General features: G+C 65.9%; 13 protein-coding genes. 3 read left to right on the plus strand and 10 right to left on the minus strand.

Annotated elements, in window-relative coordinates; genetic code table 11:
- Nucleotides 1–104 precede the first annotated feature (104 nt).
- Genes QEP15_RS05715 through QEP15_RS05725 form a run of 3 tightly spaced genes read left to right on the plus strand, consistent with a single transcriptional unit; the run spans nucleotide 105 to nucleotide 3,742 of the window.
- Nucleotides 105–1,142, plus strand: coding sequence for a branched-chain amino acid ABC transporter permease (locus QEP15_RS05715; RefSeq protein WP_280148552.1), 1,038 nt, complete (start codon nucleotides 105–107; stop codon nucleotides 1,140–1,142).
- Between the two features lie 3 nt (nucleotides 1,143–1,145).
- Nucleotides 1,146–2,981 (plus strand): branched-chain amino acid ABC transporter ATP-binding protein/permease, encoded by a 1,836-nt coding sequence (locus tag QEP15_RS05720; RefSeq protein WP_056321803.1) that lies wholly within the window; start codon nucleotides 1,146–1,148, stop codon nucleotides 2,979–2,981.
- The gene (locus QEP15_RS05725; protein WP_056321805.1) at nucleotides 2,981–3,742 is read left to right on the plus strand and encodes an ABC transporter ATP-binding protein; all 762 of its coding nucleotides are present in this window, start codon (nucleotides 2,981–2,983) and stop codon (nucleotides 3,740–3,742) included. Before QEP15_RS05720 ends, QEP15_RS05725 begins: the two co-directional genes overlap by 1 nt.
- Before the next feature lie 109 nt (nucleotides 3,743–3,851).
- Here the strand turns inward: QEP15_RS05725 and QEP15_RS05730 are convergent, their stop codons facing one another.
- The 10 genes from QEP15_RS05730 to rsxB form a co-directional block, all read right to left on the minus strand.
- On the minus strand, nucleotides 3,852–5,993 hold the full coding sequence (locus QEP15_RS05730; RefSeq protein ID WP_175156297.1) for a phosphocholine-specific phospholipase C: 2,142 nt from the start codon (nucleotides 5,991–5,993) through the stop codon (nucleotides 3,852–3,854).
- Nucleotides 5,994–6,090: 97 nt separating this feature from the next.
- Nucleotides 6,091–6,933, minus strand: a complete 843-nt coding sequence (locus QEP15_RS05735; protein WP_152383682.1) for a branched-chain amino acid aminotransferase — start codon at nucleotides 6,931–6,933, stop codon at nucleotides 6,091–6,093.
- Nucleotides 6,934–7,021: 88 nt separating this feature from the next.
- Complete coding sequence (locus QEP15_RS05740; RefSeq protein WP_175156296.1) at nucleotides 7,022–8,044, minus strand: ABC transporter substrate-binding protein; 1,023 nt, start codon at nucleotides 8,042–8,044, stop codon at nucleotides 7,022–7,024.
- Between the two features lie 111 nt (nucleotides 8,045–8,155).
- Nucleotides 8,156–9,139: a branched-chain amino acid ABC transporter permease gene (locus QEP15_RS05745; RefSeq protein WP_280148553.1), complete on the minus strand. Its 984-nt coding sequence runs from the start codon at nucleotides 9,137–9,139 to the stop codon at nucleotides 8,156–8,158.
- Complete coding sequence (locus tag QEP15_RS05750; protein WP_056321820.1) at nucleotides 9,136–10,023, minus strand: branched-chain amino acid ABC transporter permease; 888 nt, start codon at nucleotides 10,021–10,023, stop codon at nucleotides 9,136–9,138. The genes QEP15_RS05745 and QEP15_RS05750 overlap by 4 nt, the downstream gene beginning before the upstream one ends.
- Nucleotides 10,024–10,122: 99 nt before the next feature.
- On the minus strand, nucleotides 10,123–11,337 hold the full coding sequence (locus QEP15_RS05755) for an ABC transporter substrate-binding protein (protein WP_062840537.1): 1,215 nt from the start codon (nucleotides 11,335–11,337) through the stop codon (nucleotides 10,123–10,125).
- Nucleotides 11,338–11,401: 64 nt separating this feature from the next.
- Complete coding sequence (locus QEP15_RS05760; protein ID WP_062840538.1) at nucleotides 11,402–12,112, minus strand: ABC transporter ATP-binding protein; 711 nt, start codon at nucleotides 12,110–12,112, stop codon at nucleotides 11,402–11,404.
- Complete coding sequence (locus tag QEP15_RS05765) at nucleotides 12,109–12,882, minus strand: ABC transporter ATP-binding protein (RefSeq protein ID WP_062840539.1); 774 nt, start codon at nucleotides 12,880–12,882, stop codon at nucleotides 12,109–12,111. The genes QEP15_RS05760 and QEP15_RS05765 overlap by 4 nt, the downstream gene beginning before the upstream one ends.
- Before the next feature lie 350 nt (nucleotides 12,883–13,232).
- Nucleotides 13,233–13,868: an endonuclease III gene (gene nth, locus QEP15_RS05770; protein WP_062840540.1), complete on the minus strand. Its 636-nt coding sequence runs from the start codon at nucleotides 13,866–13,868 to the stop codon at nucleotides 13,233–13,235.
- Nucleotides 13,865–14,509, minus strand: a complete 645-nt coding sequence (gene rsxB, locus QEP15_RS05775) for an electron transport complex subunit RsxB (RefSeq protein WP_142050329.1) — start codon at nucleotides 14,507–14,509, stop codon at nucleotides 13,865–13,867. The genes nth and rsxB overlap by 4 nt, the downstream gene beginning before the upstream one ends.
- Between the last annotated feature and the right edge of the window lie 16 nt (nucleotides 14,510–14,525).

Here is a 14,525-nt window from a genome sequence, read left to right on the forward strand (position 1 = left end):
CGCGCCGCGCCCGGCAGGACTTCGCACCGGCCTTTCCGGCCGGTGTGTCGTATCAGTGTTCCGGGTGGGGCCGGAACACCAAGAAACCACAAGGTAGTTGTTAGATGGATTCATCAATTGCGCTGATCCTGCTGCAAGACGGTGTCGTCAACGGCGCCATCTATGCCCTCCTGGGCATGGCTCTGGTACTGGTTTTCGCCGTCACGCGCGTCATTTTCATTCCCCAGGGCGAGTTCGTGGCGTTTGGCGCCCTGACCCTGGCCATGCTGGTCGACGGCAAGGTGCCGGGCACTGCCTACCTGCTGCCGTTGCTGGGCCTGGTGTGCCTGGCGCTCGAGTTGATGCGCGCCGTGCGCACCCGTAGCGCCGCCGACCTGCCCAAGACCATTGCGACCTGCGTCGTGCTGCCGCTGGCGCTGTTCTGGCTGACCCGTAGCTATACCGGTCCGGAGAACTCGCTGTGGCTCAACATGCTGCTGACGCTGTTGCTGGTGATTCCGATGGGCCCGATGGTCTACCGCATTGTCTACCAGCCGCTCGCCGAAGCCACCGTGCTGGTGCTGCTGATCGTTTCCGTCGCCGTGCACTTCGCGCTGATGGGCCTGGCGCTCGTGTTCTTTGGCGCCGAAGGCTGGCGCACGCCCGCATTCGTGAGCGGGCAGGTCGACCTGGGCTTCATGACGTGGTCCGCGCAGAGCCTGTTCGTGGTCGCCACGTGCGCGCTGCTCATCCTGGCCTTGTGGATCTTCTTCGGCAAGACGCTGTACGGCCGCGCGCTGCGCGCCACCGCCGTCAACCGCCGCGGCGCGCGCCTGGTCGGCATCAGCACCAACATGTCGGGTTCGCTGACGTTCACGCTGGCCGTGGGCATCGGCGCCATGTCCGGCATGCTGATCGCGCCCATCACCACGGTCTACTACGACACGGGCTTTTTGATCGGCCTGAAGGGCTTCGTCGGCGCCATCATTGGCGGTCTGGCCAGCTATCCCATCGCGGCGGCCGGCTCGCTGCTCGTCGGCGTGCTTGAATCCTTCTCGTCGTTCTGGGCCAGCGCATACAAGGAAGTGATCGTCTTCACCCTGATCATCCCGGTTCTGGTCTGGCGTTCGTTCAGCACCCATCACGCGGACGAAGAGGAATAAGCCATGAACCGCATTCTGCTTGCCGTTTTTCTCGTCGTCCTGGCGGGCCTGCCGATGGTGTCGGCCACGCCCGAATTCTGGGTGACGCAACTGAACTATATCGGTCTGGCCAGCCTGGTCGTGCTGGGCCTGGTGCTGCTGACCGGCGTCGGCGGTCTGACGTCGTTCGGCCAGGCCGCGTTCGTGGGGCTGGGCGCCTACACGACCGCCTACCTGACGACGCAATACGACGTGTCGCCCTGGCTGGCGCTGCCCGCGGGCCTCATCCTGACCGCCGTCGTGGCCTACTTGCTGGGCGCGATCACGCTGCGCCTGTCGGGTCACTACCTGCCGCTGGGCACCATCGCCTGGGGCCTGTCGCTGTATTACCTGTTCGGCAACATCGACTGGCTGGGCAAGCATGACGGCATTGCCGGCATCGAGCCCATCAGCATCTTCGGCATGTCGCTGGCCAGCGGCCGCCACATCTACTACCTGATCTGGGTCTGCGTCCTCTTGGCGCTGTGGGCCACGCGCAACCTGCTTAACTCGCGTCCGGGCCGCGCCATCCGCGCGTTGAAGAGCGGGGCGGGCATGGCCGAGTCCATGGGCGTGAACACCGCCGCGTACAAGATCGTGATCTTCGTCTGGGCGGCGCTGCTGGCTTGCCTGTCGGGCTGGCTCTATGCGCACATGCAGCGCGCGGTCAGCCCCAGCCCCTTCGGCCTGAACTACGGCATCGAATACCTGTTCATGGCGGTGGTCGGGGGCGCGGGCTACGTCTGGGGCGCCCTCTTGGGTTCCAGCGTCATCCTGGTGCTGAAGGACCAGTTGCAGAACCTCCTGCCCAAGCTGCTGGACACCAACGCCAACTTCGAGATGATCGTCTTCGGCGTGTTGCTGATCCTGATGCTGCAGTACGCGCGCAACGGCCTGTGGCCGATCCTGTCGGGCTGGTGGGGCAGCATCACCGGCGCCGATGGCTCGCGCCGCAACCTGGCGCCGCCCGCGGCGGCCCCGGCCCTGCCGACGCGCGAGCGCCCGCAGCCCGGCCAGGTCGTGCTGGAAGTCGATGCCATCCGCAAGGAATTCGGCGGGCTGGTGGCCGTGAACGACATCACCTTCAAGGTGCGTTCGGGCGAGATCATGGGTCTCATCGGCCCGAACGGCGCCGGCAAGAGCACCACCTTCAACCTCATCAGCGGCGTGCTGCCGGTGACGCGTGGCCAGGTCACGTTCATGGACCAGCGCATCGACAGCCGTTCGGCGCGTGAAATCGCCAAGATGGGCGTGGGGCGCACGTTCCAGCACGTGCAGCTGCTGCCGGGCATGACCGTGCTGGAAAACGTGGCGCTGGGCGCGCACCTGCGTTCGGACGTGGGCGTGCTGTCGGGCGCGTTGCATTCGGACCGTGCACGCGAAGCGCAGCTGCTGCACGAGGCCGCCGAGCAGCTCAAGCGCGTGGGCCTGGGTGAATATCTGTACGAACAGGCCGGCAACCTGGCCCTGGGCCAACAGCGCATCCTGGAAATCGCCCGAGCGCTGGCCTGCGATCCCTTGCTGCTGCTGCTCGATGAGCCGGCCGCCGGCCTGCGCTACAAGGAAAAGCAGGACCTGGCGCGCGTGCTGGAACAGCTGCGCGCGGAAGGCATGAGCATTCTGCTCGTCGAACATGACATGGATTTTGTGATGCGCCTGACCAACCACCTCGTGGTGATGGATTTCGGCACGAAGCTGGCCGAAGGCGTGCCGGCCGACGTGCAAAAGAACCCGGCGGTGCTGGAGGCCTACCTGGGCGGCATCGACGACGACCTGCCCGAAGCCGACCAGGCCAAGGCCGTGCCCGCGGGAGGGGTGTGATGAGCGCAACCAATTCCCCCGTCCTGGAAGTCAGCAACCTGTCGGCCCGCTACGGCAAGGTTGGCGCGCTGGCTGGCGCCTCGCTCAGCGTGCCGGCCGGCAGCATCGTCACGGTGATCGGCGCCAACGGCGCCGGCAAGTCCACGATGCTCAACGCCATCATGGGCTCGCTGCCGCAGACCGGCCACGCCGCCGGCGCCGTGCATTACGCCGGCGCGGACGTGTCGGGCTGGATGGTCGAGCGCCGCGTGGCGGCCGGCATGTCGCTGGTGCCCGAGCGCCGCGAACTCTTCGGCACCATGTCCGTGGAAGACAACCTGCTGCTCGGCGGCTTTCGCCGGTATCGCGCCCGCGAAAGCGGCTGGCGCGACACGCTGAACGAAGTCTTCGACCTGTTTCCGCGGTTGCGCGAGCGCCGCGCCCAGCAGGCCGGCACCTTGTCGGGCGGCGAACGCCAGATGCTGGCCGTGGGCCGCGCGCTCATGGCCAAGCCCACACTCCTGATGCTGGACGAACCCAGCCTGGGCCTCGCGCCGCGCATCGTGCGCGAGATCTTCCACATCATTGCGCGCCTGCGCGAGACCGGCGTGGCGATCCTGCTCGTCGAGCAGAACGCCCGCGCGGCGCTCCAGGTGGCCGACTACGGCTACGTGCTGGAAACCGGCGAGGTCATCCTGCACGGCCCGGCGCGCGAGCTGGCTGGTGACCCCAAGGTCATCGAAAGCTACCTGGGGCTGGGCAAGGGCGCCGAAGCGGCCTGACGCCACGCGCCAGACCAGAACGCCGGCTGCCGCGAGGGGCCGGCGTTTTCTTTTACGGCGCGGCTTGCCGACGAATGGCGCGGCGGCGCCGTTTTTTCAGAGGGCGGCGTCAAGGCACAGGCGTCCATCGCACGATCAATTCCTCTCCCATTGCGGGATCCGATGTCGAGTCGGCGCCGGTTTCGATGCGCCCCGCAAAGCGGCGCAGAAAGGACGGATCCTGCCTGTCGCGCACGCTGATGTCGTACCAGCCGCCGCTGCGTGACATTTCCCAGGCAAGTTCGCGGGATTCGCCGGCAGCCAGCTCGGCTTCGGTGTCGCCGGGGTATCCATAGGCATTGGCGTCGATGCGGTAGACGCGCGGCTGGGTGCCCGGATTATGCAATGACACGCGCAGCCGCGCGCCCGCGCCGTCGCAAGCCGCCACGACCGCCAGCGACGGCTGCCCGATACGCCCGGCGCAGTGCCGGTGAAAGCCGTTGGGGCCCAGCACCCACAGGTCATAGCGCCCGTCTGGCGCGGCGGGCCACGTGCCGTCGAGCGTCTTGCCGGCCTCCACGGTGTACCGGCGCGGCCCGCGCTCCAGGTCCAGCCGGTCGTAGACGTGAAACACCGCGCCCGCCGTGCCCACGTTTTCGAACCGCAGGGTGACGCCATCGTCCTGGACGCGGGCGTGTACCTGCAGCGCATAGGGAAGGGTGCGCGACGGACGTGTGCCGGCGTGTTGGCGGGCGGGCGCGGGGTCGAGCGGGGCGGGCGGCTTGACCGTGCCGTCCAACGCGGCGGCGCGGGCCGCGCGTTCGGCCGTGGCGGGAAGGCCGCGCAACAGGTCGCCGTCGTCGGGCGCCGCGAAATCGAACACGCTGGTCAGATCGCCGCAGACCGCCAGCCGCCATGGCGAGATGTTTGGCTCGGCCACGCCGAAGCGCCGCTCGATGAAGCGCAACACCGACGTGTGATCGAACACCTGCGAATTGACCCAGCCGCCCTTGGTCCACGGCGACAACACATACATGGGCACGCGCGGCCCCAGCCCGTAGGCGCCATGCAGATGCGCCGGCGTGTCGTCCTTTTCAACGCCGGATAGATGTTCGTGATACTCGCCCGCGGTGTCGGCCGTGGAGGCGCCGGCCAGCTCGCCGGAGGGAAGACGCGATGGCGGCGCCGGGGGCGGCATGTGGTCGAAAAAGCCGTCGTTCTCGTCGAACATCAGCAGCAGCACCGTCTTGCTCCACACGGCGGGATTCGCGGTCAGTGCGTCGAGCACACGCGCCGTGTAGTCGGCGCCCTGCGCGGGGCTGGACGGGCTGGGATGTTCCGAGCCCGCCTTGGTCGCGCAAATCCAGGACACCTGCGGCAGCGTGCCGTCCAGCACGTCCTGGCGCAGCAGGTCCAGGTCGCGCGTGGCCAGCGCCTTGTGCTTGAGCGCCGCCAGCGCGCCCGGCAGTTCCTGGTACGCATCGCGATAGGCCTTGAAGCCCGCCGTGGGATTGAGGGAATAGTTGTCCGCCATGTTCTGGTAGATGCGCCAGCTCACGCCGGCCCGCTCCAGCCGTTCGGGATAGGTCGTCCAGGTGTAGGCGCCGGCCGGGTCGCCGCCGGTGAGCTTGTTGTAGACATTGCCCATCGCCGGGCCATTGCCGCGCGCCAGGCCGTCATTGGTGCCGGTCCACAGGAACAGGCGGTTGGTGTTGGTGCCGCCGGTGAACGAGCAATGGTAGGCGTCGCAGACGGTGAAGGCGCGGGCCATGGCGTACTGGAAGGGCAGGTCGCCTTCCGTGTAGTAGGCCATCGAATGATTCTTCTTGGCGGCGGGCCAGTTGCCCATGCGGCCGGCGTCCCAGGCGTCCTGCGCGTTGGACCAGGTGTGCGGCGTGCTCGCCACGCGCATGGCCTCGTAGGCTTCGCGCGTATCTAGCCGGTACGGCAGGACGGTGCGCGGCGCGCCTTCATCCGGCTTGTCGTTGTACTGGGCCCAGACGGTGCGATGCCGCGCATCGGGACTGTCCGGCACCGGGATGGGAAAGCGGTCGCCAAAGCCGCGCACGCCCGCCAGACCGCCGAAGTAGTGATCGAACGAGCGGTTTTCCTGCATGAAGACCACGATGTGCTCGACATCGCGGATCGTGCCGGTGCGGCGGTCGGCCGGAATGGCCAGCGCGCGGCGGATCGCGGGGGGAAACAGCGACAGGGCGGCGGCGGCGCCGGTCAGGGTGGCGCTGTGGCGCAGGAATTCGCGTCTGCTTTGCATGATCGGGCCTCACGGTCGGAAGCCCACAGCGTACGCCGCCTTGCTGTTATTTGCCTGACGGCCCGCGCGGGGTGCGCGCGGGCTTGCGGCTGCGTTGTCAGCGGCGCGTGCTTTCCGCGTATTCCATGTATAGCTGGTGCGCACGGCGTGCGATCGGGCCGTATTCCAGCGCACGGTCCTCGACGCGGTTTACGTGCACCACCTTGCCGTAGTTGCCCGACGAAAACACTTCGTCGGCGGCTTCGACGTCGGCGCGCGTCAGGCTGCGTTCCTGGACCTCGATGCCATCGGCCTTCAGCAGCGCCAGCACGCGGCGGCGCGTGATGCCGTTCAGGAACGTGCCGTTGTCCACCGGGGTGGATACGACGCCGTCCTTGGCCAGCCACAGGTTGCTGGTGGCGAACTCGGCCAGATTGCCCGCGCCGTCCAGCATGATGGCGTTGTCGAACCCCTTCTCGGCGGCTTCGCGGATGGCGCGCTGGCCGTTGGGGTACAGGCACGAGGCCTTGGCGTCGGTGGGCGCCATGTTGGGCCACGAGCGCGCGAAGCTGGAGAAGCAGGCGGAAAAGCCCTGGTCGCCCGGCATCGGCACCTTGAAGACATGCAGCACGAACTGGGTCTTGTCGGCGTCGGGCAGCAGGAAGCCGTCGGCGCAGAAGAACATGGGCTTGATGTAGAGCTCGGCGCCTTCGGGGAAACGCGCCACGGCCTGCAGGCACAGGTCCTGGATTTCTTCCCAGGCCATCTGCGGCTTCATCAGCATCTTTTCGGCCGAGCGCACGACGCGCTGGCAGTGCAGGTCCAGGTCGGGCGTCAGGCCGCGGAAGGCGCGCGCGCCGTCAAAGACCATGCTGGCCATCCAGAAGGCGTGGTCGGCCGGGCCGAGCAGTTTGGGGTTTTCAGTGGTCCAGTGACCGTTGTGCCAGAACAAGGCATCCATGATTGTCATCCTTAGCTTGAATCGGGTTGGCGATCGGGCGCGAAGCGGGTCCAGAACGCCGAATCGCCAGAATACATGAGCCGGACTGCTATTCCTTGGCCAGCGCCGCCTGCACGCGATCGGCGACGTCCGCGGGCATCCATTGCCGCCAGACGGGCGCGTACTGCTTGAGGAAATAGCGCGCGGCGTCCTCCGGTTCCTTGCCCTCGTTTTCCAGCCATCCCAGCGTCGCGTCGATAGCTTCGTCGGGCACCGTCAGCTTGGACAGGAACTCGGTCACGCGCGGCGCCTGCTTGGCAAAATCGGCGTTCACGCCGGTGACGACCGGATTGGGCTTGAACTGCGTGGGCACGGGGTCCGCGCACTTGGGATCGGTCATGCAGGTATAGGCCGCCTGGTCGAACGCGGGCAGTTCCAGCTTGACCAGGTCCAGCGCGCCAACCAGCGACGTGGGCGTCCAGTAGTAGAAGACGATGTCGCGTTTGCGCTTGTAGGCCGACACGATGGCGGCCTTCTGCGCGGCGCCGGAGCCGGGCGCGAACAGCGAATAGTCCTTGTCCAGTTTCAGCGCGCGCAGCAGGTTGTCGTTCAGCGTGCCGCAGGCCCAGCCGGCCGGGCATCCGTAGATGCGGCCGCGGCCCGGGTCTTCGGGGTCGGCGAACACCTCCTTGAAGCGCGCCAGGTCGGCGGCGGACTTGAGCTCCGGGTGCCGCTCGACGGTGTAGCGCGGCACGTACCAGCCTTCACCGGCGTCATAGACGTGGCCCACGCCCAGCACCTTGCCGCTGGCCAGCGCCTTCTTCCAGGCGCCTTCGATCTGGCCGGGCCAGACCTCGGGCGTGACATCGACGTCGCCGCGTTGCAGCGCGGCCAGCATGGGCAGGGTTTCGCCGATTTCAACAGACGTCTTGCAGCCGTAGCCGTGTTCCAGCACGAAGCGCTCGATGCCGGCCAGGACAAGATTGGATTCCCAGTTCAGTCCGCTGAAACGGACGGGCCGGTCGACTTCGCAAACGGGGGCGGCGGGCGCGGCCTGGGCCGCGGCGGGGGACAGCAGGGCGGCGGCCAGCGCGAGCGCGCCGAGGCCGGGAACGAGATGCGTGATGCGCATGGTCGGCACCTGTGTAGTAGGGTGCCTGCCATTGTACGGGGCGCTGCCGCGCGCCCCAATGCAACGGGGCCGCTTTGCGCGGCCCCGGGGTCAATCAACCGATAAATCGGATCAAGCGCGGGCAGCGCGCCGGCGGTTGAAGAGCGCGCCCAGTTCGCCCACGATGCCGCGCCGGAACGCCAGCACGCAGACCACGAAGATCATGCCGCTCACGATGGTGACGGACTCGCCCAGGCGCAGGAACCATTCGACGCCGGTCAGGTTGGCCATCATCTGGCCGAAGTCGCCCACCTTGTTCTCCAGCAGCACCACGATGAACGCGCCCAGCACCGGACCGGTCAATGTGCCCAGGCCGCCGATCAGCGTCATCAGGATCACCAGCCCGGACATCTGCCAGGTGGCGTCCGACAGCGTGGCCGACACGAACACCAGCGTCTTGGTGGCGCCGGCCAGGCCCGCCAGGGCGGCCGACAGCACGAAGGCCACCAGCTTGAAGCGGTCGACGTCGTAACCCAGCGAGATGGCGCGCGGCTCGTTTTCGCGCAGCGCCTGCAGCACCTGCCCGAAGGGCGAGTTCACCGTGCGCCAGATGATGAAGTAGCCGATGATGAAGATGGCCATCACCAGGTAGTACAGGTTGATGTCCTTGGACAGGTCGACCAGCCCGAACAGCGTGCCGCGCGGCACGCTTTGCAGGCCGTCCTCGCCACCCGTGAACTTGGCCTGCAGGAAGAAGAAGAACACCATCTGCGACAGCGCCAGCGTGATCATGGCGAAGTAGATGCCGCTGCGGCGGATGGCCAGCGCGCCCATGGCCAGGCCCAGCAGCGCCGCCACGGCCACGCCGAACAGCAGGCCCAGCTCGGTGGGCAGGCCCCAGACCTTCATGCTGTGCCCGGCCGCATAGGCCGCGCTGCCCAAAAAGGCGGCGTGGCCGAAGGACAAGAGCCCCGTGAAGCCCAGCAGCAGGTTGAAGGCGCACGCGAAGAGGGCGTAGCACATGACCTTCATGGCGAAGATCGGATACACGCCTGCGAAGGGAAGCAAGGCCACCACGATGGCCAAGACCGCATAGCCCAGGAATTGACGATTCATTTTTCTTTTCCGAACAGCCCGGCCGGGCGGATCAACAGAACAATGGCCATGATGATGAAGACGACCGTGCTGGACGCTTCGGGCCAGAACACCTTGGTCAGGCCTTCGATCACGCCCAGGCCCAACCCGGTGACGATGGCGCCAAGAATGGAGCCCATGCCGCCGATCACGACCACCGCGAACACGACGATGATGAGGTTCGATCCCATCAGCGGCGAGATCTGCAGCACCGGCGCGGCCAGCACCCCGGCAAAGCCCGCCAGCGCCACGCCGAACCCATAGGTCAGCGTGATCATGCGGGGCACGTTCACGCCGAAGGATTCGACAAGGCGAGGATTCTCGGTGCCGGCGCGCAGCAGGGCGCCCAGGCGGGTGCGTTCAATGACGTACCACGTGGCAAAGCAGACGATGATCGATGCCGCCACGACCCAGCCACGGTAGTTCGGCAGGATCATGAAACCCAGGTTGGTCGCGCCGCGCAGGGCCTCGGGCGTGGGATAGGGCTGGCCCGATACGCCGTAGAAGCTGCGGAACAGCCCTTCGATCAGCAGCGTCAGCCCGAAGGTGAGCAGCAGCCCGTACAGGTGGTCGAGCTTGTAAAGGTGCTTGAGCAGCAGCTTTTCGATGATGATGCCGAACAGGCCCACGATCAGCGGCGCCAGGATCAGCATGATCCAGTAATTCAGGCCAAAGTACGACAGCCCCATCCATGCGACGAAGGCGCCCAGCATGTAGAGAGCGCCGTGGGCGAAGTTGATGACGTTGAGCAGCCCGAAGATGACGGCGAGTCCGAGCGACAGCATTGCATAGAAGGAACCGTTGACCAGGCCCAATAACAGCTGGCCGAACAAGGCCTGTATGGGGATGCCGAAAATGTCAGTCATCGTGTGAAAGTCCTGCGCGGTACGGAAGGAAGCGAGCTAGTCAGGAAGGATGCGGCCGGGCTGTCGGCCCGGACCGCATCCGGGATCACATGCGCCGGTTTATTTCTTGACCAGCTTGCAGGTGGACTCGGACAACTTGGTGTAGACCTCGTCGCCAGGCAGCGTCGCCACCACCTTGTAGTAGTCCCACGGGCCCTTGGATTCGGCCGGGGTCTTCACTTGCATCAGGTACATATCGTGGACCATGCGGCCGTCCTCGCGCACGACGCCGCCCTGGGCGAAGAAGTCGTTCACCTTGTTCGACTTCATCCACTTCATCACGTCGTCGCCGTTATCCGAGCCGGTGGCCTTGACGGCGTTCAGGTAGAACATCGCCGACGAGTAATCGCCCGCCTGCAGCATGGACGGCTTGCGGCCGACCTTGGACTCGAACTTCTTGGACCAGGCGCGCGAGGCGTCGGATTGATCCCAGTACCAGCCGTCGGTCAGGTACATGCCCTTGGTTGCGTCCAGGCCGAGCGAGTGCACGTCGTTGATGAACACCAGCAGGCCGGCCAGCTTCATGCTCTTGGTGACGCCGAATTCGTTGGCGGCCTTGACCGTGTTGATGGTGTCGCCGCCGGCGTTGGCCATGCCCAGGATCTGCGCCTTGGAGGCTTGCGCCTGCAGCAGGAACGACGAGAAGTCCGAAGCGCCCAGCGGTGCGCGCACCTGGCCCTTCACTTCGCCGCCCGCGGCCTTGACGACCGCCATCGTGTCACGTTCCAGCGCGTGGCCGAACGCGTAGTCCGCGGTCAGGAAGAACCAGCTCTTGCCGCCGTCCTTCACGACTGCCGAGCCGGTGCCGCGCGCCAGCGCCACGGTGTCGTAGGCGTAGTGCACGGTGTAAGGCGAACATTGGGCGTTGGTCAGGTCGGACGAGCCGGCGCCCACTGCGATGAAGGGCTTCTTCTTTTCAGCGGCCACCGCCGCCATGGCCAGGCTGGTGGCCGAGTTGGTGCCGGCGATGATGACGTCGACCTTCTGCTGGTCGAACCATTCGCGGGCGCGGGCCGAAGCGACGTCGGCCTTGTTCTGGTGGTCGGCGGAGACGATTTCGATCTTCTTGCCGTTGACCGTGCCGCCGAAGTCCTCGACCGCCATGCGCACGGCTTCCAGGCCCGCCTTGCCGTCGATGTCGGAGTAAACGCCCGACATGTCGGTGATGAATCCGATGCGGATGACATCGTCGGAGATACCTTGAGCGTGGGCGGTTGCCCCCGCGAATCCCAGGCCCGCCATGGCCAGTGCAGCAGTGATGGTGTGCAGCTTCATGGGATGACTCCTCTTCCCTACGGTGTGGTGTTTGCCGGGGTTCCGGCGGATGACACAGGTTGCTTTAGACGCCCAACAGTTCGTTGAGCGTGTCCTGTTTTTCTGAAAGTTCGGCAGCTTCGAAGTGCTCGACGATCTGGCCGTGCTCCATGACGTAGAAGCGGTCGGCCAGCGGTGCGGCGAAGCGGAAATTCTGTTCCACCATGACGATGGTGTAGCCCCGCTGCTTGAGCGCCGTGATCATGCGGGCCAGCGCCTGCACGATGACGGGCGCGAGGCCTTCGGAGATCTCGTCGAGCAGCAGCAGGTTTGCGCCGGTGCGCAGGATGCGCGCCACGGCCAGCATCTGCTGTTCGCCGCCCGACAGGCGCGTGCCCGGCGAATTGCGGCGTTCCTGCAGATTGGGGAACATGTCGTAGATCTCGGCCAGCGACATGCCGCCGCCAAGCGAACCCACGACCGGCGGAAGCAGCAGGTTCTCTTCGCAAGACAGGCTGGCGAAGATGCCGCGTTCCTCGGGGCAATAGCCCACGCCCAGGTGGGCAATCTTGTAAGTGGGCAGGTCGATGGCCTCGGTGCCATGGATGCGGACCGAGCCCTTGCGCGAACCGGTCAGGCCCAGGATGGCGCGCAACGTCGTGGTGCGGCCGGCGCCATTGCGGCCCAGCAGCGTGACGACCTCGCCTTGTCCAACGCGCATGTCCACGCCGTGCAGGATATGCGATTCCCCGTACCAGGCGTTCAAGCCCGAGATTTCGAGTGCGGGGGTGCTCATGCGTGCGCTCCTTGAAGTTCGCCGTCGGTCGTGCCCATGTAAGCCTGCATCACGGCCGGATGGCGGGAGACTTCGGCGTAGGACCCTTCGGCCAGCACCGATCCGCGCGCCAGCACGGTGATGGTGTTGGCGATGGAGGACACGACGTTCATGTTGTGTTCCACCATGAGGATGGTGCGCCCGGCGCTCACGCGCTTGATCAATTGCGTGACGCGGTCCACGTCTTCGTGGCCCATGCCCTGGGTGGGTTCGTCCAGCAGCATCAGCTCGGGCTCCATCGCCAGCGTGGTGGCAATCTCGAGCGCGCGCTTGCGGCCGTACGGCAGGTTGACGGTGGTTTCATCGGCAAAGTCGCCCAGGTCCACCTGTTCAAGCAGCGCGCGCGCCGGCTCGTTCAAGGAGGCGAGCCGCTTGTCGCTTTGCCAGAAGTGATAGGACAGGCCGGTCTTGCGCTGCAGGCCGATCCGCACGTTCTCGAGCACGGTCAGGTGCGGGAACACCGCCGAGATCTGGAACGACCGGATGATGCCGCGCCGCGCGATCTGCGCGGGCCGCTCGCCGGTGATGTCGATGCCATTGAACCTGATGCTGCCCGACGTGGGAGCGAGGAATTTCGTAAGCAGGTTGAAGCATGTGGTCTTGCCCGCGCCGTTAGGCCCGATCAAGGCATGAATCTCGCCCCGCTTGATACGCAAATCGACCCCGTTGACCGCGACAAAGCCGCGGAACTCCTTGGTGAGGCCTTTTGTCTCCAGGATTGTGTCATCCATGTTCGCTGCACCAGCGTTGTATTTATATGGTCTCTGCCTGACGTTATTGCGTCGGGCCCCCGCAGGGTTGGAAAACTGTTTGCGTGCGCAGTTTTCTTATGAGTTGCCGGCGAGTATGCGGACGTCGCAATCAAAATTCCATGAGGGTTTGTCATAGGTTTTGCACTGCGGAAAGGCCAATTGTCGGCATGCCGACAATGCAGTGCGCATATGGGGAGAAAGGGCGCCCGATATGCAAATGCGTTGCAGCAATTACGCGTTGATCGTCATCAAGATGTCACGCGGCAATAGGCGAGGGAAAACCCGGTTTTCCGCTCGCATAATCGCAGGTGAATACCCGCGCGCGGGTTTCAGGCAGGCGTTTTCTGCTTGAATTCGCAGAGGTCGGAAATGCCGCATTGCGGGCACTTCGGCTTGCGCGCCACGCAAACGTAGCGGCCGTGCAGGATAAGCCAGTGATGCGCATCCAGCAGATATTCGCTGGGCACGAACTTCATGAGCTTTTGCTCGACTTCCAGCACATTTTTTCCCGGCGCGATGCCGGTGCGATTCGAGACGCGGAATATATGCGTGTCCACCGCCATGGCCGCTTGTCCGAACGCGGTGTTGAGCACCACGTTGGCCGTCTTGCGGCCGACGCCGGGCAGGGCCTCCAGGGCCTCGCGTGTTTGCGGCACCTGGCCGCCGTGCTGCTCGATCAGGATCTTGCAGGTGGCGATCGCGTTCTTGGCCTTGGTGCGAAACAGGCCGATGGTCTTGATGTAGTCGGCAAGCCCTTCCTCGCCCAGCGCCAAGAGGGCCTCGGGCGTGCCGTATTGCGGGAAGAACTTGCGCGTGGCGATGTTGACCGACTTGTCCGTCGCCTGTGCCGACAGCAGCACGGCAATCAGCAGCTGGAACGGCGTGGCGTATTCCAGTTCGGTGGTGGGGGTAGGGTTGGCCGCCTTCAGGCGGGCGAAGATCTCTCGACGTTTGGCGGCGTTCATGACTGCGTGGGATTGCGGCGGGCCCGGGCGCGGGCCAGCGCGGATTCGATGGCGGAGCGCTTGCGGTCTTCCTTTTGCGCATCCTCGGCGGCGGGCGCCACGGGCGCGGGCGCTTCGGGCATCTCTGGTGCCATCAGGCGCGCGTTGTCGGCAGCCAGGCGCTCGGCGCGCGCTTGATGACGGCGATGACGCTCGCGGCTGACGGCGGCGTCCTCGCTGGTCCATGCGCGCCCGGCCGGCACCATCTCGATGCAGTCGACGGGACAGGGCGCCACGCACAGGTCGCAGCCGGTGCACCAGTCGTCCAGCACGGTGTGCATGTGCTTGTTGGCCCCGACGATGGCGTCGACCGGACAGGCCTGGATGCACAGCGTACAGCCGATGCAATGCGATTCGTCGATGCGCGCGACGAGCAGCGGGCCGGGTTCCCCGCGCGACAGATCGAGCGGCAGCAGGGGCGTGCCGAGCAGCGCGGACAAGGCGGCGACGCCGTCCTCGCCGCCGGGCGGACAGCGGTTGATCGGGGCGGCGCCCTGGGCGATGGCCTCGGCATAGGGCCGGCAGCCGTCGTAACCGCATTTGGTGCATTGCGTCTGAGGCAGCAAGGCATCAACGCGGTCGGCTAATGAGCGACAGGACATGTAAAGCCAGTAATGA

Source organism: Achromobacter mucicolens, from assembly GCF_029866465.1.
Classification (GTDB): Bacteria; Pseudomonadota; Gammaproteobacteria; order Burkholderiales; family Burkholderiaceae_B; genus Achromobacter; species Achromobacter mucicolens.

Coding starts and splice junctions, on each gene's coding strand:
- QEP15_RS05715 (WP_280148552.1), top strand. CDS start 105: ATGGATTCATCAATTGCGCTGATCCTGCTGCAAGACGGTGTCGTCAAC.
- QEP15_RS05720 (WP_056321803.1), top strand. CDS start 1,146: ATGAACCGCATTCTGCTTGCCGTTTTTCTCGTCGTCCTGGCGGGCCTG.
- QEP15_RS05725 (WP_056321805.1), top strand. CDS start 2,981: ATGAGCGCAACCAATTCCCCCGTCCTGGAAGTCAGCAACCTGTCGGCC.
- QEP15_RS05730 (WP_175156297.1), bottom strand. CDS start 5,993: ATGCAAAGCAGACGCGAATTCCTGCGCCACAGCGCCACCCTGACCGGC.
- QEP15_RS05735 (WP_152383682.1), bottom strand. CDS start 6,933: ATGGATGCCTTGTTCTGGCACAACGGTCACTGGACCACTGAAAACCCC.
- QEP15_RS05740 (WP_175156296.1), bottom strand. CDS start 8,044: ATGCGCATCACGCATCTCGTTCCCGGCCTCGGCGCGCTCGCGCTGGCC.
- QEP15_RS05745 (WP_280148553.1), bottom strand. CDS start 9,139: ATGAATCGTCAATTCCTGGGCTATGCGGTCTTGGCCATCGTGGTGGCC.
- QEP15_RS05750 (WP_056321820.1), bottom strand. CDS start 10,023: ATGACTGACATTTTCGGCATCCCCATACAGGCCTTGTTCGGCCAGCTG.
- QEP15_RS05755 (WP_062840537.1), bottom strand. CDS start 11,337: ATGAAGCTGCACACCATCACTGCTGCACTGGCCATGGCGGGCCTGGGA.
- QEP15_RS05760 (WP_062840538.1), bottom strand. CDS start 12,112: ATGAGCACCCCCGCACTCGAAATCTCGGGCTTGAACGCCTGGTACGGG.
- QEP15_RS05765 (WP_062840539.1), bottom strand. CDS start 12,882: ATGGATGACACAATCCTGGAGACAAAAGGCCTCACCAAGGAGTTCCGC.
- nth (WP_062840540.1), bottom strand. CDS start 13,868: ATGAACGCCGCCAAACGTCGAGAGATCTTCGCCCGCCTGAAGGCGGCC.
- rsxB (WP_142050329.1), bottom strand. CDS start 14,509: ATGTCCTGTCGCTCATTAGCCGACCGCGTTGATGCCTTGCTGCCTCAG.